Genomic DNA, 18,278 nt, shown 5'->3' with positions numbered 1-18,278 from the left:
GCGTCAGGAGGACGGTTGCTCCATAAGCCCAGTTCGTGATCGTGGTGAGCCGCATAGCCCCGAACTTACATCCAACTGGACTTGAAAAGGTTAATATCGCTCTGCCAGCGCCTCACAGATCTGGCGACTGGCCGCAACCTTCCCACCATACACAGATTTTCAAGCAAAGAAGGCGGCGGCTGGATCCCCGGAGTCCGATCTGCGGCCTAATAATGCGCTCGTCAATGCGCGCACATGTTCAGAACCTGGTCGCAAGGCTGTGGTCGAACTGTAGGCGAAAAAGGAGCGGCGGTCTCCAGAGTTCTCTGACTCCCCTTGAACGTCTACGCGCTGGCACAATCGGACGGCGCTTTCCATAGTATAAGGGTAGTGGCTGCGCCGAAACCACTCACCAGGCGCGCTGCCGTGCACGCTCTCTCATGGCCTCGATGAATAGCCGCACTGCCGGCATTGCGGCGCGGCCAGCTTCGAATAACAGGCTCACGGGCAGAGGGAAGGGGGCCTCGTCCGCGAGCACCCGGACCAACCTGCCGGCGGCGATTGCCTCCGCCGTTTGATAGCTCAGGAGGTTGGCGAGACCCAGCCCAGCCTCGACGGCTGCGATCGTCGCGTCCACGGTGTTGACTGTCAGGCGGGGGACAACCTCGACAATCGTCTCGCCTTTCAACCCAAATGGCCATGTGCTGCCGACACGAACACCGTTTCCAACGATACCGTGATGGGCCTTCAAGTCGGATGGTGACGCAGGCACACCATGTTTGGTCAGATAGGCCGGACTGCCGACGATCGTCTGGTGGACGGATCCGATCGCCACCACCCGTAAGGCGCTGTCGGAGAGCGGACCGATCCGGACCGCCACGTCGATCCCCTCTTCGACGATGCGAACATTGCGATCGATCAGCATCATGCGAGCATTCAGCCCCTCATGCCTGGCCAGTCTCTGTCACTTAGGGTGAGCCATAAATGGATTTCACGAACGCGGAACGTCAAGCGCGTTTCAGAAGCGCGTCCATGACCTCATGGATCGAGAGGTAAAGCCAGCGGTCGAGCGATACAAGCAGGAACGAGATAACGCCGAATATATTCGCAATCCGGACGGGGCGCCAATCGAGCGTGCGGTATCGATCTGGAAGGCCCATATGCTGGACATGATCTTCCGCGAGTAATCGCTGAGCAAAGCGAGCCGTGTTTCAACGAAGGTTCAGATTGGTCCGTTCTTGGCGGCGTTCGGATGGTCAACGCGGACCTCTGTACATCTGTCGAGACGAAATAGTGACCCGAATGTTTCCGGCATCTCGTGCATTGACAGCCATCCGGCCCGGGCAAATCGCCTTAGACCAAAAATGTCACGGCGCCGCACACGCAGGATCCTGTGTGCATCACTCCCTCCTCCTACGTCTCGCTCCAAACATGCTGCGTACAGTGCCTGTGACCTTCCGAACTACCGCTCGCGCTGCGCGCGCGGGCGCCAGTTGTGGACGTCTTCGGCGATCTCTACGCGCGCATCCGCGCTGAGGAATTTCTCCAGCGCCTTTACGCGCATATGCCCCGATGCTTCGGCGCTGCGGTCGCCGCCGGTGGTCGCGGCGAGTGCCCAGAAGTAGGCGTCGCGGGCGTCGCGGCTGACCCCGCTGCCGCGCGCAAAGGCATCGGAGAGCGCGATCTGCGCAGGGCCGTAGCCGCGGCTGGCCGCACGGTAAAACCATCCTGCAGCGACCGCGCGGTTTTCCCGAACACCCCGCCCCTTCGCGTACATGACGCCGAGCATCGTTTCCGCGATCGCCGAGCCGTGCTCGGAAAGGCGCTGGAACCCGCGCCGCGCGGCGCGATAATCGCCCGCATGATAGGCCGACATCGCGCCTTCAAGCCGCGCCGACGCCCAATCGCCGGCCCCGGCAAACGACGGCGCGGAGAGTGCGAGCAGCACTGCAATTGCAAGCGGTGTCTTCATGCTTTTTCGGCTGTCGCAAAGACCTAGCCGGAACGCAAGAGTCCGACTGCGGAGTCGCGCCCGAACAGATAAAGCAGGATGCGCGCCGCATCGCCGCGCCGACCGGAAAGCCCGCCTTCGTGCTCGACGAGCAGGCGCGCGTCGTCGCGCGCGGACTCGACGAGGGCGGCGACCTGCTCGGGCGTGGCGACGCGGAACTCCGGGTCGCCGGACTGGCGCACGCCGAGCAGCTCGCCGCCGCCGCGCAGCTTGAGATCTTCCTCGGCGATTGCAAAACCGTCGTTCGTCCCCTTGATGAGCGCAAGTCGCTTTCGCGCCGTTTCCGAGATGTTCGGCGCGCGGACGAGCAGACACACCGAACGCGCCGCGCCGCGTCCGACGCGGCCGCGAAGCTGGTGGAGCTGGGCGAGGCCGAAGCGTTCGGCCTGCTCGATGATCATCAGGCTCGCTTCGGGCACGTCGACACCGACCTCGACGACGGTCGTGGCGACCAGAAGCCGGATGCGGCCGGACTGGAAATCCGCCATCACGGCGTCTTTCTCCGGACCCTTCATACGGCCGTGGACAAGGCCGACGACGGGGCCGAAGCGGTCCTTCAGCATCACATGACGCGCGTCGGCGGCGGCGAGATCGCCCGCGACTTCGCTTTCATCCACCAAAGGGCAGACCCAGTAGGCGCGGCCGCCGTCTTCGAGGAGACGGCCGACGCCCTCTACGACCTCATCGAGCCGCTCCTGACTGATGACGCGGGTTTCCACCGGCGTGCGACCCGGCGGCATCTCGTCGAGCTTCGAGATATCCATCTCGCCGTACTGGGTGAGCGTGAGCGTGCGCGGGATCGGCGTGGCGGTCATCACCAGCATGTGCGCGGTCTTTTCGGCCTTGTCGGCCAGCATCAGCCGCTGGGCGACGCCGAAGCGGTGCTGCTCGTCCACGACGACGAGGCCGAGGTTGCGGTAGTCCACCGCCTCCTGAAAGATCGCGTGCGTGCCGACGAGGATGTGGATGTCGCCGGCGGCCAGATCGGCGAGGATGGCCTTTCGCTGCGCGCCCTTTTCGCGGCCGGTGAGGATTTCAGCGCGGACGCCGACGCCGTCCAGAAGAGCGGTGACATTCGCCATGTGCTGGCGGGCGAGGATTTCGGTGGGGGCGAGCATCGCCGCCTGCGCCCCGGCCTCGACGGCGCCGAGCATGGCGGCGAGCGCGACCAGCGTTTTGCCCGAGCCGACATCGCCGTGCAGCAGCCGAAGCATCGGGGCGGCCTGCGCGATATCGCCTAGAATTTCGGCAATGGCGCGCTGCTGGGCGCTGGTGGGGCGATAGGGCAGTGCGGCGAGCATCGCGTTCAGAAGGCGACCATTGCCGCGAAGCGCCCGCGCGCCCTTGCGGCGGGATGCCTGCCGCATCAGGAGCAGCGCGAGCTGGTTCGCGAGCATTTCATCATAAGCGAGGCGGTCGCGCGCATCGCGGTCGTTCGCGTGCGCAGCGGCAAGCGCCGTGTGCCAGCACGGCCAGTGCTTCACGGCAAGCAGCGAGGGCTCGGCCCACTCGGGAAGCTCCGGCACGCGCTCCATCGCATGCTCGACGAGCGTGCGGAGGCGGCGGTTAGTGAGCCCTTCGGTGAGACCGTAGACGGGCTCGCGGTCGGGGATCTCGGCGGATTTTTCGGGCGCGACGACGTGATCGGGATGCACGATCTGAAGGCTTTGCCCGAAGCTGTCGAGTCGTCCGCTGACGACACGGCGCTCGCCGACGGGGAGCAGCTGGCGCGCATAGCCGCCGCGATCGGTGAAGAACACGATGTCCAGCGGATTGCCCTCCGCATCGAGCACGCGGACGCGCAAGGGAGATTTCGGCCCGCGCGTTTCGTGAGCCACGACATCGACGGCAAGCGTGACGACCCTGCCCTCCAGCCCGGCGTGGACCGTATCGGTGCGCACGCGCTCGATCTCGCCGGTGGGCAGATGAAACAGAAGATCACTGACGCGCGCGATATCCAGCCGCTCGAGCTGGCGCTGAAGCGCCGGGCCTACGCCTTTCAGCGCCGCGATTTCCGCGAACAGGGGGTTGAGGATATCGGGCCGCATGGTATCTCGCTTCGCGAACTGACTAACTCCATGCAGCGGGAGGCGCAAATGCGCTTTCCGTCACATTGCTATTGGCGAAAGCGCATATGACCACCCTAGACGCGCGCCGGCGGCGGCTCCACTTCCGCGCCTGGCATCGCGGCACCAAGGAAGCCGACATCATGATCGGCAGCTTCACCGACCGCCACCTCGCGCGCTGGAGCGAGGCCGAGATCGCGTGGATGGAAGCGTTCCTCGAAGAGGATGACGTGGAGATCATGGCGTGGGCGATCGGCACCGACACGGCGCCGGAGCGCTGGCATGGGCCGCTGCTGGATGCCTTGAAGCGGCTTGATTTCATGGTGGCGCCGGAGTGAAGAATTATATCGAGGCGATTGCGAAAGCCGCGACGCCGCTGACGCTGGCGAGCGCGCCTGCGGGATTCCAGCCATGGCTGCTCGCGGACCTGGCGCGCACGGCGTTTGCCAACGGCGGCCGCGCCGTGTTCGTCGCGCCCGACGATCTTGCCGCGCACCAGCTTCTCGACGCCGCGCACTTCTTCGCGCCTGAAGTGGAGACGCTGTACGTTCCGGCCTGGGATTCGCTGCCCTACGACCGCGCATCGCCCTCGCTGCGTGTGGCGGCGGACCGGGTGGCGGGGCTCGCGGGGCTGCTGAGGCTGGTGAAGACGCCGCAACTGGTCGCGACCACCGTGAACGCGCTCATCCAGCGCACACTGACGCCGGAGCGGTTGGCGCGGCTTTCCGCGCGGATCGCGCCGGGGGAGCGCATCGACCGCGATGCACTTGCCGAAATGCTCGTCGCCCACGGCTACGTGCGAACCGACACGGTGATGGACGCGGGCGAGTTCGCCGTGCGCGGCGGCATTCTGGACCTGTTTCCAGCGGGCGGCGAACATGCGCTGCGGCTCGACTTCTTCGGCGACGAGATCGAAACGCTGCGGCTGTTCGACCCCGCCAGCCAGATGACGAGCGGCACCAGCGCCGGGTTCGATCTGCTGCCGGTTTCGGAGGCGCTGCTTTCGGCGGACAGCATCCAGCGCTTCCGGCGCGGCTATGTGGAACGCTTCGGCGCCGCAGCGACGGGCGATCCGCTGTATCAGGCGGTAAGCGACGGGCGGCGGCTTGCGGGCATGGAGAACTGGCTGCCGCTGTTCGAGGACGCGCTCGGCACGGTGTTCGACTATCTGGGCACCGCCGACATCACCGTACGCGATGAAGGCACGAGCCTTGCCGCCGAGCAGCGGTTCGCGGCGATCGACGACTATCACGGCAACCGCGTGGCCGCGATGACACGAGAGCCGGGCAGCTACCGGCCGCTCGCGCCCGACGCGCTGTACCTGACCAAGGCCGCATGGGACGCGCGGCAGATGCACCTCGCCACGCACTTCGCGCGGCCCGACGAGGACGCCGTGCTCGACCTCGGCGTGACGGCGGCGCGTGACTTCGCGCCCGAGCGCGCGGCGCAGGCGAACATCTACGAGGCCGTCGGCACGCATGTCGCGGCGCTGCACAAGAGCAGGCACCGCGTCGTGCTGGCGAGCTATACCGAGGGATCGCGCGACCGGCTGCACACGCTGCTCGCCGACCACGGCTTCGGGCCGCTGCATATCGTCGAGAACTGGCAGGAGGCGCTGGGCGCGGCCAAGAGCGGCGGCGCGGCGATGGCGGTGCTGCCGATCGACCACGGCTTCACCAGCGGCGATGTCGCGCTGGTTTCCGAGCAGGACATGTTCGGCGACCGGATGGTGCGGCGGGTGAAGCGCGCGCGCAAGGCCGACGCGTTCATGGACCAGCTTTCCATGATGACGCCGGGAGACATCGTGGTGCACGCCGACCACGGCATCGGGCGCTATGAAGGGCTGACCACGATCGAGGTGGGCAGGAGCCCGCACGACTGCGTGCATCTGACCTACGCCGGCGGCGACAAGCTGTATGTGCCGGTGGAGAACATGGACGTTCTTTCGCGCTACGGTTCGGATTCCGAGAATGTCGCGCTCGACAAACTGGGCGGCGCGAGCTGGCAGGCTCGCAAGGCCAGAATGAAGGAGCGGATTCGCGAGATTGCGAACGAACTTCTCAAAGTAGCCGCAGAGAGAGCGACTCGTCCGGGGAAGGTTTTCGAGACGGAGGCGGCTACTTTCGGGGCGTTCGTGGACCGCTTCCCCTACGCCGAAACCGACGACCAGCTGCGCGCGGTGGAAGACGTGGTCGCGGACCTTTCGGCCGGAAAGCCGATGGACCGGCTGATCGTGGGCGATGTCGGCTTCGGCAAGACCGAGGTGGCGCTGCGCGCCGCGTTCGTCGGCGCGATGGCGGGCGATCAGGTGGCGGTGATCTGCCCGACGACGCTGCTCGCGCGCCAGCACGCGCAGAATTTCCGCGAGCGCTTCGACGGCCTGCCGGTGAAGATAGGCCACCTGTCGCGGCTGGTTTCGGCAGGCGAAGCGGCGCAGACGCGCGCGGGGCTGACCGACGGCACCGTCGATATCGTCGTCGGCACGCACGCGCTTTTATCGAAGAACATCAATTTCAAGCGGCTCGGTCTTGTCATCGTGGATGAAGAGCAGCGCTTCGGCGTGATCCACAAGGAGCGGCTGAAACAGCTGAAATCCGACGTGCATGTGCTGACGCTGACCGCAACGCCGATCCCCCGCACGCTGCAGATGGCGATGTCGGGGCTGCGCGACATGTCGATCATCGCGACGCCGCCCGTCGACCGGCTCGCCGTGCGCACCTACGTGATGCCGTGGGACGAGGTGGTGGTGCGCGAGGCGCTGCTGCGCGAGCATTATCGCGGCGGACAGAGCTTCTTCGTGACGCCGCGCATCGCCGATATCCCCGAGATCGAGGAGTTCCTGCGCAGCCACGTGCCGGAAGTGAAGTTCATCGTCGCGCACGGGCAGATGGGGGCGACCGAGGTGGAAGAGCGCATGTCCGCCTTCTACGACACGCGCTACGACGTGCTGGTTTCCACGACGATCATCGAATCCGGGCTCGACATTCCGAGCGCCAACACGCTGGTCGTCCACCGCGCCGACATGTTCGGGCTGGCGCAGCTTTACCAGATCCGGGGGCGCGTCGGGCGATCGAAGGCGCGCGCCTATGCGTATCTGACGACGCCCGCGAACCACATGGTGACCGAGACGGCGATGAAGCGGCTGCAGGTGCTGTCGAACCTCGATACGCTCGGCGCGGGCTTCCAGCTCGCCGCGCAAGACCTCGACATCAGAGGCGCGGGCAATCTGCTGGGCGACGAACAATCCGGGCATATCCGCGAGATCGGCTTCGAACTGTATCAGGACATGCTGGAGGAGGCGATGCTGGCGGCGCGCGCCGACGCCGCCGGGCTCGACCGGCCGCGCGAGGCGTTCAGCCCGCAGATCGCCGTGGATGCGCCGATCCTCATCCCGGAAAGCTATGTGAGCGACCTCAACCTGCGGATGGCGCTCTACCGGCGGCTCAACGACATCGACGAGGTGGCGGACGTGGAGCCCTTCGCCGCTGAGCTGATCGACCGCTTCGGCAAGCTGCCGAGTGAAGTCAGCAATCTTCTGAAAGTCATTGAAATCAAACTGCACTGCAAGGCCGCGAACATCGAGAAGCTGGAGGCCGGACCCAAAGGTGCGCTGATCGCCTTCCACGCCGGGAGCTTCCCGAAACCCGGCAAGCTGATCGAGTTCGTGCAGAAAAACGCGCAGGTCGCGCGGCTGCGCCCGGACCACAAGCTGTTCATCAGCCGCGACTGGCCGAACCCGGCATCGCGTCTGCAAGGCGGGCTCAACGTCGCGCGTGCGATGGGGAAGCTGGCCGGATAGTGGCCGCGACCAGCCCGTCTTAAAGGCGCTTCGCAGCGATATACCGGTCGACCTGCTCTTCGAGCACACTCAGCGGCAGGGCGCCTTCGCTGAGGACGGCTTCGTGGAATTCGCGGATGTCGAAGCGCGGGCCGAGGGTGCGCTCGGCGCGGGCGCGGAGTTCCGCGATCTTGAGCTGGCCGACCATGTAGCTCGTCGCCTGCCCCGGCCAGTTGAAATAGCGATCGACCTCGCGCGCGATGTCGGTATCGGAAACCGAGCTGTTGGCGCTGAAATAGGCGATCGCCTGATCGCGCGTCCAGCGCTTCGAATGGATGCCGGTGTCGAGCACCAGGCGGATCGCCCGCCAGACCTGAAGCGAGAGCATGCCGAACCGTTCGTAGGGATCCTTGTACGCGCCCATCTCGACCGCAAGCCTTTCGGAATACAGGCCCCAGCCTTCGACATAGGCGCCGTAGCCGCCGAACCTGCGGAACTTCGGGATGCCCGAGAGTTCCTGCTGGCGCGCGATCTGGAAGTGGTGCCCGGGCGCGCCTTCGTGAACGGAAATTCCGGCGACCTGCACCTTCTGGGTCTGGTTCATGTCGACGAGATTGACGTAATAGATGCCCGGCCGTGAACCATCTGCCGAGGGCGGGTTGTAGAAAGCGGTCGGCGCGGTCGCTTCGCGCCATTTCTCCACCGCGCGCACCTCGAGCGAAGCCTTGGGCAGTACGCTGAAGTAGCGCGGCGTGACGGCCATCACCGACGCGATTACAGCCCGCGCATCCTTCAGATAGGCTTCGCGGCCCGCATCGGTGTTGGGATATTTGAGCGCGGGATCGGTGCGGACGTGATCGAAGAACTGATCGAGCGTGCCGTCGAACCCGACCTCGCGCTTGATCGCCTCCATCTCCTGCCGGATCGCCGCGACCTGCTCCAGCCCCAGCGCGTGGATCTGGTCGGCCGTGAGGTCCGTGGTCGTCGAACTTTCCAGCTGATCGGCGTAATAGGCATCGCCGCCGGGCAGGCTCCAGACGCCGAAATTGCCTTTCGACAGGGGCGCGATTTCGTCGATCGCCGCGATCAGCACGTCGTAGCCGGTGCGCAGCGGGCCTTTCAGCGCCGCGCCTGCATCGGCGAGAAGTTTCTCCTTTACCGGCGCGGGCGCATCGAGGGCGCCGACCTTCTTGCGGAAATCGGCCATCAGAGTCGAATCGGGGCCGCTGTCGAACGGGGCCCCGACGAGGACTTTCCCGGCGTCTGCGCGCGCAGGCGCGAAGTTGACCGTGTTGGGAACGACGCCCTGCGCGGCCTGCGCGCGCATCGTTGCCGCAACCTCCCGCATCACGCGCTCGGTATCGCGCAGGCGAGCGATGTAGGCCTGCGCATCGGCGACCGTATCGACCTTGTGATTGTTGATGAGCAGCACCGGAATATGCCCCGCCGGACTGCCGTTCGTCGTGACCGGAAAGTGCAGCTTCCGAAACGCGAAGGCCTTGCGGCTGCGCTCGACATCATATTCGAACAGGCGGAAGCTGAGTTGCGCGCTCTTGCTCAATTGCTCCGGCCGAAAGCGCGCGCGCATCTCCGTGAGCTGCTGTTCGGCAAGCGCCTGCTCCCGCACCGCCGCCGCATCCGTATAGTCGTTGAGCCGGTCATAGTCGGTCTTGAGCCCGAGTCGCGTCTGCGTTTCGGGCTCTAGGCTGACGCGCGCGTCAAACGCCTGATCGAGGAACTGGAGCAGCGCCGCATCCTGCGTGTTTTCGGGCGCTGTCTGCGCAGTCGCCGGAACAGGGGCAAAAGCGAGCGGCGCGGCGCAGGCCAGCAGCAGGGCAAGAGTGAAGCGCATGAATTTCTCCCATGGAATGCCGGATCGCGGCGTGCGGACCCGAACGCTGCAAGGCTTTTCACAGATTTTTGGGGGGCCGTGTCGAGAGCAACACGAACCCGGCGACTGCCGGTAGTGATATCTTGATGCGCCGCAGGGCCCGTGTCATCAGCGTTCGCGAGGCCGCAGCCCCCCGCGCGGCATTGCAGGAGGAGAGAAGACGTGTTCAGTCACATCATGGTCGGCGCGGACGATATGGCCGCCGCCAAAAAATTCTATGACGCCACGCTTGGCGCGCTCGGTGTTGCGCCGGGCAATACCGACGATCTAGGCCGCGTTTTCTACATGACGCCCACCGGCATTTTCGTGATCACCAAGCCGATCAACGGCGAACCCGCCTGCCATGCCAACGGCTCCACGATCGGCTTTGCGATGAAATCTCCCGAGGAAGCCGACGCCTGGCACGCTGCGGGCGTCGCAGCCGGCGGCACCGCCTGCGAAGACCCGCCCGGCGTTCGCGAAGGCAGCATCGGCAAGCTCTACCTCGCCTATCTGCGCGACCCCACGGGCAACAAACTTTGCGGTCTGCACCGCATGGGGTGAAGCGTTTCGTTCAGGGTCGCGGGGGAGGCAGCTATGAAGTCGCCAACCCTGCGGCCTGCCGAAGCGCCTCTACCGGTTGCGCGCCGACCACGGCGACCTTGTTTGCGAAAATATGCGTGGGCACGCCGCTGACGCCCATCGACCGTGCGCGATCCGCCTGCGCGTCGATCACCTCGCGGTCGGCATCGCCGGCGAGAAGCTCCTCCAGAATGGCGCGGTCCATGCCTGCCGCGACGCCGATGTCGGCAAGAACGGCAGCCTCTCCGATATCGCGGCCTTCATTGAAATAAGCGCGGAACAGCCCTTCGGCGACGACGTCCGCCCGCCCCTGGCCGCCCGCCCAGCGCACGAGGCGGTGCGCATCGCGCGTATCGGGTATGCGCGATATGCGGCTGTAATCGATATCGAGACCCACGCCCTTCGCAGCGGCGGTGACACCCGCGCCGAGTTCGCGCGCGCGCTCGTCGCTGCCGAACTTGGCGCGAACGAATTCGGCGCGATCGACGCCGCTTGCCGGGATATCGGGATGGAGCAGATAGGGGTGCCAGCGGCGCTCGACATCAGCCTCGGCCGCGAACGTATCGAGATGGCGCTTGCCGATCCAGCACCACGGGCACACGAAATCGGAAACGACATCGATCGCGATCGCCATGAAACCTCTCCCGCGCGGGAGCCGGATCAGGCGGCGACCGCGACTTTCCTTGCCTTGAGCGACGCGACGAGCATCCGCGCGTCGGCCTTACCATCCCAGCAGGCCAGAGTGTATCCGATCCTGAGCGCGACGGAAGCGCCTCCGCGCAGATCGATCTTCTGGAAACGCAGGACATTGGCCAGGCGGCGCACCGCGACATTCGCGTTCGCATAGCGCGTATCGGGGAACTGCACGAGAATGCGGCTGCCCGACAGGCGCGTCGCCATATCCTCGCCGCGGATGCAGCGGCGGACCATGTCGCCGATGCGGCGCATCACGACGTCGCCCGCGAGATAGCCGTGCTCGGCGTTGATCTCGTCGAGATTTTCGATCGTGAGCCCCGCCACGGCGACGGGAAGCGAAAGCTCGGCGCAGTCGTGCAGGGTCGATTGCAGATGCGCCATGCCGAAACCATGCCCCGCAAAGCCGGTGAGGCCGTCGCGGATGACCATCTCGACATGCTGGGTATAGCGCACGGCAAGCGCGGCACGCAGCGCCTCCAGCCGCTTGAACGAGGCCAGGTGAACCGAAAGCTGTTCGCTCGACAGGCACGTGGGCGCGACATCGGTGACGCCCGCGTTGAACACCGTATCGAGATCGAGCTGCGAAACGTCGGGCGTCGCGAGCAGCACCGGCAGATTGTAGAGCGCAGGCACGCGGCGCATCCGGTCCGCGAACTCGATCGCGCCCTTCGGATCCACCGCCGCGCAGAGCAGCACGGCATCGAGGCCGCCGCGATAGAGCAGCGAACGCGCCGCCTCGGGATCATCGCAGATCGTCGCCTCGGTGCAGGAGCGGACGGCGCGGTTGAACTGTTCGGCGCAGTGGGCGCTCTGATCGAACTGGACGAGCAGGACCGACGCCCTGCGGCTCGCGATCACCGGCTCGGCAGGCGCGAGGAAAAGACCGTCGCCGCTCGTGAAGCCGCGCGCGGTCGCCTGGCGGCGGGCCAGTTCGCGGCGCATCGTGGAGAGGCGCAGCAGCACCGAAATCCGCCCGCCCACCTGCGTGGGATGCATCGGGCGGTGAATGATATCGTCGAACCCGGCGCGCTGGAGATCGCGGTGCAGCGCCGCCGTGCCGTCTTCGGTGAGCGCGACGAGCATCATGCCCTCGCGCTGCGTCCACCGCTCGGCACTGCGCGCGAAGGTGGTGACGGCGGCGATGCCGATTTCGGAACCGGCCAGCACGATGACAAGCTGGTAGCGGCCGCTCGAGGCAAGCGGAATCGCTTCCGTCCACGGCGCAGCCTGCACCTGGGTGAATGTGTCGGACGTTATCCTGGCCGCGCCCGCTTTCGCATGCGCTTCATCCTTGCCGACGACCAGTATGCGATTGGCCTGCACGAGCGAGCCTGCCCCCTGTTAAAGCATTACGAAACAGCGTTCTAGACGGGCGGCGGTTAAGGATTGGTCAAGCAGACGGCGTGCGCTGCCAGTTTTCCACGAACGGCGCGAGATCGCCCAGCGCCAGCGGCGGGCTGCACAGATAGCCCTGATACCAGTTGCAGCCTTCGCGCACGAGCGTTTCGAGCTGGCTCTCGGTCTCTACGCCCTCCGCGACGACCACCATGCCGAGCGAGCGCGCCATATCGACGACGCCGCGCACGATCACGCGGTCGCGCGTCGAACCCGACAGATCGGTGACGAGTTTCTTGTCGACCTTGAGGATGTCGAGCGGCAGCGACTTCAGGTAGGCGAGCGAGGAATAGCCGGTGCCGAAATCGTCGATCGCGACGCTGATCCCCCGGTGACGGAGCTTGGAGAGAATTTCGGACGCATGCTCCAGATCCTCGACGAGACCGCCCTCGGTCACCTCCAGCGTCAGCCGCGCAGCTGGGAAATGGCTGTCGGCCAGCGATTCCACGACGATACGTTCAAAATCGGGGGCGCGCATGTCCGCCGCCGTGACGTTGATCGAAAGCCGTATGTCGCGCAGGCTGGCGGGCCACGCCGCCGCCTCGCCGCACGCCTGCCGCATGATCTGTTCGCCGAGCCGCGTGCCGAACTCGGCCCGCTCGGCGATCGCGAACAGGGTTTCGGCGGGCAGAACGCCGTAGAGCGGATGGTCCCACCGCACCAGCGCCTCCACGCCGACGATACGGTTCGTGACGATATCGACCTGCGGCTGATACAGCAGGCTGAGACCGCGCCGCTCCGCCGCCGCGCGCAGATCCGACTCCAGGCTGGCGAAACGCGCCGGATTGCCGTGCTCGTCGGACAGAAACACCTGGAAGCTGTTGGGATCGAGTTCCTTCGCGCTCGCGAGCGCCGCGCTCGCGCGCTGGAACATCTCGTCCGCCGTCGTCACCTCCTCGTCGCTCGCGGCGATGCCGAGACGGCATGAAAGGTGAATGACGCGCCCGCCGACGATGAACGGCTTCTCGAAGCCCTTGCCGATGCGCTGGCTGAAGAACACCGCCTGATTGAGCGTGATCGGCCCCGCGAAGGCCACTGCGAACTCGGCGCCGCCGAGCCGCGCGGGAAGCTCGCTTTCGGCCGTCTGGTCGTTGAGCAGACGGCGCAGACGCCGCCCGACCGCCTGCAACAGCGAGTCCGCGACCGCGCGGCCATAGGCGGCGTTCACCTGATCGAAGCGGCTGATCGCGAACATCACGACGATGCAGGCCGGATTGTGCCCGGCGCGCGAATTCAGCTTTTCATCCACCCAGGCGCGGGCATGGCGCAGGTTGGCAAGGCCGGTCAGCGTATCGAAATGCGCGGACAGACGGCGCTCGATCAGGGTGGAATCGAGATCCTCCACCGTCGCGGTAAGCCCCATCACCCCGCCCCCGGCATCGCGGACGGGCCGCACATGATGGACATAGGTATGCGGGCGCCCGTCAATCACCAGACGGTGTTCGACCTCGCCGGGAACGCCTGCCTGCCAGATGCGGCGGACGGCGCGGCGCGCCTGCGCCCGTGCCCGCCGATCGAGCCGCAGGAAAGCGTCGTCGAGCGAAAGACGGTCGGTGTGCGGAGGATCGCCGATAAGCACGGCAAGAGCCGGGCCGATGCGGACGAAATCCTCGCCCAGGTTCCATTCCCAGCGCGCCGTGCCGCCGATCGACGCCTGCGCCGACGCCACCGCGGTTTCAGCGCTCGTCTTCTGCATGCGCCGGATCGAACGCTCCACGAAGCGCAGCGACTGCCCGAGTTCGGACGCGCCGAACGGGCTTATCAGATAATGCGTCGCGCCCGCCGTGTAGACATCGCCCAGAGAGGCCGCGTCGCTGCGCGACAACAGCACCAGAAGACCGCCCCTGCGTTCCTGCACCGCCTGCGATAGCTGCTCGACCTGCTGAAGCCCGCGCTGGAGCGCGCCGCGCGCATCGACAATGGCGATAAGCGCTTCGGAGGCGGCATAACGACGGGCGGCATCATCAGGCCGCAGGCTGACGATGACCGGACGTCCTGTCGCCTCAATGGCATCCTGCGCTTCGCGCCGGTAGCGGAATGAGGCGAGAAAGACGGGCGCTGAAAGCGATGAGCCGTGCATTTCACCTCGTTTGGGACCGCAGCGCGTGTAACACTATCACGGTAGCCTGCAAAGGCCAGCACCGCGCGCCGGGAAACCCGTGAGTGTTGACGGCAAAACTTGCCCCTCGGCTCCGGCGCGACTACCTCTGCAGAACGATGCACGACGCAACCGCACAGACAGACGGGCAAGGCCCGCTTATCGACCCCTTCGGACGGGCGGTAACGTATCTGCGCGTGTCGGTGACGGATCGCTGCGATTTCCGCTGCACCTACTGCATGGCCGAAACCATGCAGTTCCTGCCGAAATCCGAGGTTTTGAACCTTGAGGAGATCGACCGCATCGCGTCGGCATTCATCCGGCGCGGTGTGCGCAAGGTGCGCCTGACCGGGGGCGAGCCGCTCGTGCGGCGCGGCATCGTGGGCCTTGTCGACTCGCTCTCCCGCCATCTCGGGCGCGGGCTCGACGAACTGACGCTGACCACCAACGGCAACCAGCTCGTGAAACACGCCGAGACCCTGGCCGCCGCAGGCGTGCGCCGCGTGAACGTGAGCCTCGACACGCTCGACCCGGACCGCTTCCGGCGGATCACGCGCTGGGGAGAGCTGCGGCGCGTTCTGGAAGGCATCGAAGCCGCGAAGGCCGCCGGGCTGTTCGTGAAGATCAACACCGTGGCGCTGCGCGGCATCAACGACGACGAACTTGGCGACATGGTCGCGTGGTGCGGCCGCGAGGGGCACGACCTGACCTTCATCGAAACCATGCCGATGGGCGAGATCGACGAAGACCGCACCGACCGCTACCTGCCGCTTTCGGGCGTGCGCGCGGCGCTTGCGCAGCGCTTCACCTTGACCGAGACGGATTATGCCACCGGCGGGCCCGCGCGCTATGTGAACGTCGCGGAAACCGGCCGCAGGATCGGGTTCATCACCCCGCTCACCCACAATTTCTGCGAAAGCTGCAACCGTGTGCGGCTGACCGCGACGGGCATGCTCTACATGTGTCTGGGCCAGGACGACAGCGCCGACCTGCGCGCCGCCGTGCGGCGTTCGGCCTGCGACGCCGACCTCGACGCCGCGATCGCCGAAGCGATCACGCGCAAGCCCAAGGGCCACGATTTCGTGATCGGCCGGGGCGGCCCCCGCGCCGCTGTCGCGCGCCACATGAGCGTGACCGGCGGATGACCGGAAAGCTCCCCGGCAAGGTGGCGCTCGCCATCTCGCCGACACCCGCCGCCCGCGAAGCCGCCGCCGCGATCCTGCCGCTGCACGACTGGGCGAGCGAGGCGGACGCCGACATCATCCTCGCGCTCGGCGGCGACGGCTTCATGCTGCAGACGCTGCACGCGGTGCTGCATCGCCGCAGGCCGGCAAAGGTGTTCGGCATGAACCGCGGCACCGTCGGCTTCCTGATGAACGAATACAGCGCAGACGGCATCGCCGAGCGCATCGCGAACGCCCGCGCCTTCAGGCTGCACCCGCTGCAGATGGATGCGCGCACGATCAGCGGCGAGCGCATCGTATCACCCGCGATCAACGAGGTTTCGCTGCTGAGGGAAACCCGGCAGGCCGCCAAGATCGAGATCGCCATCGACGGGCGCGTGCGCATGTCCGAACTCACCTGCGACGGCGTGCTGGTGGCCACGCCCGCAGGCTCCACCGCCTACAACCTTTCGGCGAACGGCCCGATCCTGCCGCTCCAGTCCGACCTGCTGGCGTTGACGCCGATCAGCCCGTTCCGCCCCCGCCGCTGGCGCGGCGCGCTGATCCCCGACACCTCGACGGTGGAATTCCGCATGCTCGAGGCCGGTAAACGCCCCGTAAGCGCGGTTGCCGACCAGCTTGAGGTGCGCGATGTCGACGTGGTGCGCATCAGCACCGACCGCTCGATCACGCTCGAACTGCTGTTCGACCCCGAATACGCGCTCGACGATCGCATCACGATGGAACAGTTCCTGACCTGAGCCCCCGGCCGGCAGCAGCCCGCGCTTGTGCATTCCGGGCTTGGCAGCCGAAAATTCCGCTGATATACGCCGCCGCCTGACACCGTTCCCCGGTAGCTCAGCGGTAGAGCATCCGACTGTTAATCGGACGGCCGCCTGTTCGAATCAGGCCCGGGGAGCCAACCTTTCCTGACATTTCGCAACGCGACCGGCACTCCGCTGAGAGGCGCGCTGAACGTTTTCCTGCATCGCATTGATACGAAAACGGTTCAGTGCGTCGAGCGTGAGTGAATCGAGCTCCGTGCCCCGCCGCTTGCCATCACGATCGGCCGCGAGGTTGATGATGCCTGCGAGGTCGCCGTGAAGGTCGACCACGAGCCCGGTTCTGTCCTCGTTCGGGGTGAGGATGATCCTGTCGATAAGGGATCGCAGCGCGTCCGCTGCCTCGGTTCTGCGGTCGCTGCATCCAAGCAGTCGCGTCAGTTCGGTCACCTCGGTCCGATAACGTTCGGACATCGATGGGTGCATCAACACCGGCGCCCGCGGCGTTTCGCTCAAAAGCCGGTCAAGCTCCTTGCGACGGGCGAAGTTCGCATTGAACTCGTTCTTCATGTCCTCGCTCGTATAGCCGTCTCCGACGGCCTTCACGATCCGGTCGCGACGCCCCTGCAGACGGTCCCGTTCGGCCTGCCAGGCGTTGATCGTCGCATTTCGTTCGGAGCGCAGCCGGTTCACGTGCTCCATGTACTCGCGGCAGAATTCGGCACAGAGTTCAGGACGCATCAGGTGCTGTTTAAGCGCCGTTAGCACTGCACCCTCGAGCACGTCCTGCCTGATCCGCAGCGAGTTGCAGCAGGTTCCCTTGTTCTGGGATGTCGAACAGCCATAGTGATTACGTGCCGACTTGCTGAATCCGCCGCCGCACTCGCCGCATTTCAGAAGGAACGACAGCAGGTTCCGGGGCCGCCGCTTGTCCTGAAGGGTGAAGGACGAATGCTGCATGCGCTCCTGCCGCGCCTTTGCCCTGCTCCAGAGAGCCTCGTCCACAATGCGAAGTTCGGGCACGTCGTGGACGACCCATTCCTCCGGCGGGTTTTCCCGCGACAGCCGCACACCCGTATCAGGATCCTTGACCTTGCGCGTGCGGTTCCAGATCCGGCGCCCGTTGTAGAGCTCATTGTTGAGAATGCCGGTTCCGCGTTTCGCATTGCCGTTGAGCGTCGACTGCGTCCAGCCTGCACCGGACGGGTTCGCGATGCCCTCGCGATTGAGCATCGCCGCAATCCGGCGAGGACTGACGCCGTCAGCATATTCCTTGAAGATACGCTGAACCACCACGGCCTGGGCGGCATCGATCTCAAACTCGCCGACGGATTTGATGCGGTAGCCGTAGGGCAGTCCTCCACCCGACTTTCCGCTCTCGACACGCCCGCGCTGACCGCGGCGCGTCTTGATCGCCAGATCCTTCAGAAACAGGGCATTCATCGTGCCTTTAAGGCCAATGTGAAGCTCGCTGATCTCGCCTTCCGACAGCGTGTGCATGTCGACTTCGGCGAATAGCAATCGCTTGCGGATGGTGGCGACATCGGCCTGGTCACGGGAAAGGCGATCGAGCGCCTCGGCCACGACAACGTCGAACTTTCCCGCCTGCGCATCGATGAGCAGCATCTGAAGTCCGGGGCGCATCATGTTGGCGCCGCTCATGCCATGGTCGGTGTAAATGCGCGCTTCGGCTACATCCCAGCCGTTCCTCAGCGCAAACTCCCTGCCTCCCCGCACCTGATCCTCGATCGATGCATCGCTTTGCAAATCACTTGAGTACCTTGCGTAAATCGCTGCTCTTTTCATGATCATCTTCACCTGGTCTGCCGGGTTGAACACCGTGTTCGAGCAGCAGGCC

General features: G+C 65.7%; 13 protein-coding genes and 1 tRNA gene. 6 read left to right on the top strand and 8 right to left on the bottom strand.

Annotation, left to right across the window (positions count from 1 at the left end):
- Nucleotides 1–388: 388 nt before the first annotated feature.
- The 3 genes from GGQ98_RS13710 to recG form a co-directional block, all read right to left on the bottom strand.
- A complete protein-coding gene (locus GGQ98_RS13710; RefSeq protein ID WP_481133354.1) occupies nt 389–937 on the bottom strand; it encodes a LysR substrate-binding domain-containing protein in 549 nt (182 codons plus the stop codon).
- 504 nt (nt 938–1,441) lie between these two features.
- Nucleotides 1,442–1,951, bottom strand: coding sequence for a tetratricopeptide repeat protein (locus tag GGQ98_RS13705; RefSeq protein WP_184070460.1), 510 nt, complete (start codon nt 1,949–1,951; stop codon nt 1,442–1,444).
- 23 nt (nt 1,952–1,974) lie between these two features.
- Nucleotides 1,975–4,038 carry an ATP-dependent DNA helicase RecG gene (recG, locus tag GGQ98_RS13700; protein ID WP_184070458.1) on the bottom strand — a complete coding sequence of 688 codons (2,064 nt, stop codon included), beginning with the start codon at nt 4,036–4,038 and terminating at the stop codon, nt 1,975–1,977.
- An 86-nt stretch (nt 4,039–4,124) separates the two neighbouring features.
- Here recG and GGQ98_RS13695 point away from each other — a divergent pair, with 86 nt between their 5' ends.
- Both GGQ98_RS13695 and mfd read left to right on the top strand, forming a co-directional pair.
- Entirely contained in the window at nt 4,125–4,394 is a 270-nt protein-coding gene (locus GGQ98_RS13695) for an FAD assembly factor SdhE (RefSeq protein ID WP_184070456.1), read from the top strand.
- Entirely contained in the window at nt 4,391–7,855 is a 3,465-nt protein-coding gene (mfd, locus tag GGQ98_RS13690) for a transcription-repair coupling factor (protein WP_184070454.1), read from the top strand. Before GGQ98_RS13695 ends, mfd begins: the two co-directional genes overlap by 4 nt.
- 19 nt (nt 7,856–7,874) lie before the next feature.
- Here mfd and GGQ98_RS13685 read toward each other — a convergent pair whose 3' ends face one another.
- Nucleotides 7,875–9,686, bottom strand: a complete 1,812-nt coding sequence (locus tag GGQ98_RS13685; protein WP_184070452.1) for a DUF885 domain-containing protein — start codon at nt 9,684–9,686, stop codon at nt 7,875–7,877.
- A gap of 201 nt (nt 9,687–9,887) precedes the next feature.
- Here GGQ98_RS13685 and GGQ98_RS13680 point away from each other — a divergent pair, with 201 nt between their 5' ends.
- Nucleotides 9,888–10,268, top strand: a complete 381-nt coding sequence (locus GGQ98_RS13680) for a VOC family protein (protein ID WP_184070450.1) — start codon at nt 9,888–9,890, stop codon at nt 10,266–10,268.
- A 31-nt stretch (nt 10,269–10,299) separates the two neighbouring features.
- Here the strand turns inward: GGQ98_RS13680 and GGQ98_RS13675 are convergent, their stop codons facing one another.
- The 3 genes from GGQ98_RS13675 to GGQ98_RS13665 all read right to left on the bottom strand — a co-directional run bounded on the left by GGQ98_RS13675 (nt 10,300) and on the right by GGQ98_RS13665 (nt 14,457).
- Nucleotides 10,300–10,920, bottom strand: coding sequence for a DsbA family oxidoreductase (locus GGQ98_RS13675; protein WP_184070448.1), 621 nt, complete (start codon nt 10,918–10,920; stop codon nt 10,300–10,302).
- A gap of 26 nt (nt 10,921–10,946) precedes the next feature.
- Complete coding sequence (locus GGQ98_RS18865) at nt 10,947–12,305, bottom strand: diguanylate cyclase (RefSeq protein WP_184070445.1); 1,359 nt, start codon at nt 12,303–12,305, stop codon at nt 10,947–10,949.
- A 67-nt stretch (nt 12,306–12,372) separates the two neighbouring features.
- A complete protein-coding gene (locus tag GGQ98_RS13665; protein WP_184070443.1) occupies nt 12,373–14,457 on the bottom strand; it encodes a putative bifunctional diguanylate cyclase/phosphodiesterase in 2,085 nt (694 codons plus the stop codon).
- 137 nt (nt 14,458–14,594) lie between these two features.
- Here GGQ98_RS13665 and moaA point away from each other — a divergent pair, with 137 nt between their 5' ends.
- From moaA to GGQ98_RS13650, 3 genes are all read left to right on the top strand, one after another.
- Nucleotides 14,595–15,620, top strand: a complete 1,026-nt coding sequence (gene moaA / locus GGQ98_RS13660) for a GTP 3',8-cyclase MoaA (RefSeq protein ID WP_184070441.1) — start codon at nt 14,595–14,597, stop codon at nt 15,618–15,620.
- Nucleotides 15,617–16,399 carry an NAD kinase gene (locus tag GGQ98_RS13655; protein ID WP_184070438.1) on the top strand — a complete coding sequence of 261 codons (783 nt, stop codon included), beginning with the start codon at nt 15,617–15,619 and terminating at the stop codon, nt 16,397–16,399. Before moaA ends, GGQ98_RS13655 begins: the two co-directional genes overlap by 4 nt.
- An 86-nt stretch (nt 16,400–16,485) precedes the next feature.
- Nucleotides 16,486–16,560, top strand: a tRNA-Asn gene (locus GGQ98_RS13650).
- On the opposite strand, the gene GGQ98_RS13645 is transcribed toward GGQ98_RS13650, so the two are convergent.
- Nucleotides 16,544–18,232: a recombinase family protein gene (locus tag GGQ98_RS13645; protein ID WP_243451888.1), complete on the bottom strand. Its 1,689-nt coding sequence runs from the start codon at nt 18,230–18,232 to the stop codon at nt 16,544–16,546. The genes GGQ98_RS13650 and GGQ98_RS13645 overlap by 17 nt on opposite strands.
- Nucleotides 18,233–18,278: the final 46 nt, after the last annotated feature.

Source organism: Sphingosinicella soli (assembly GCF_014199685.1).
Lineage (GTDB): Bacteria > Pseudomonadota > Alphaproteobacteria > Sphingomonadales > Sphingomonadaceae > Sphingosinicella > Sphingosinicella soli.
Note: the sequence above shows the minus strand (reverse complement) of the source record. Positions and strands in the feature narration are given on the sequence as shown.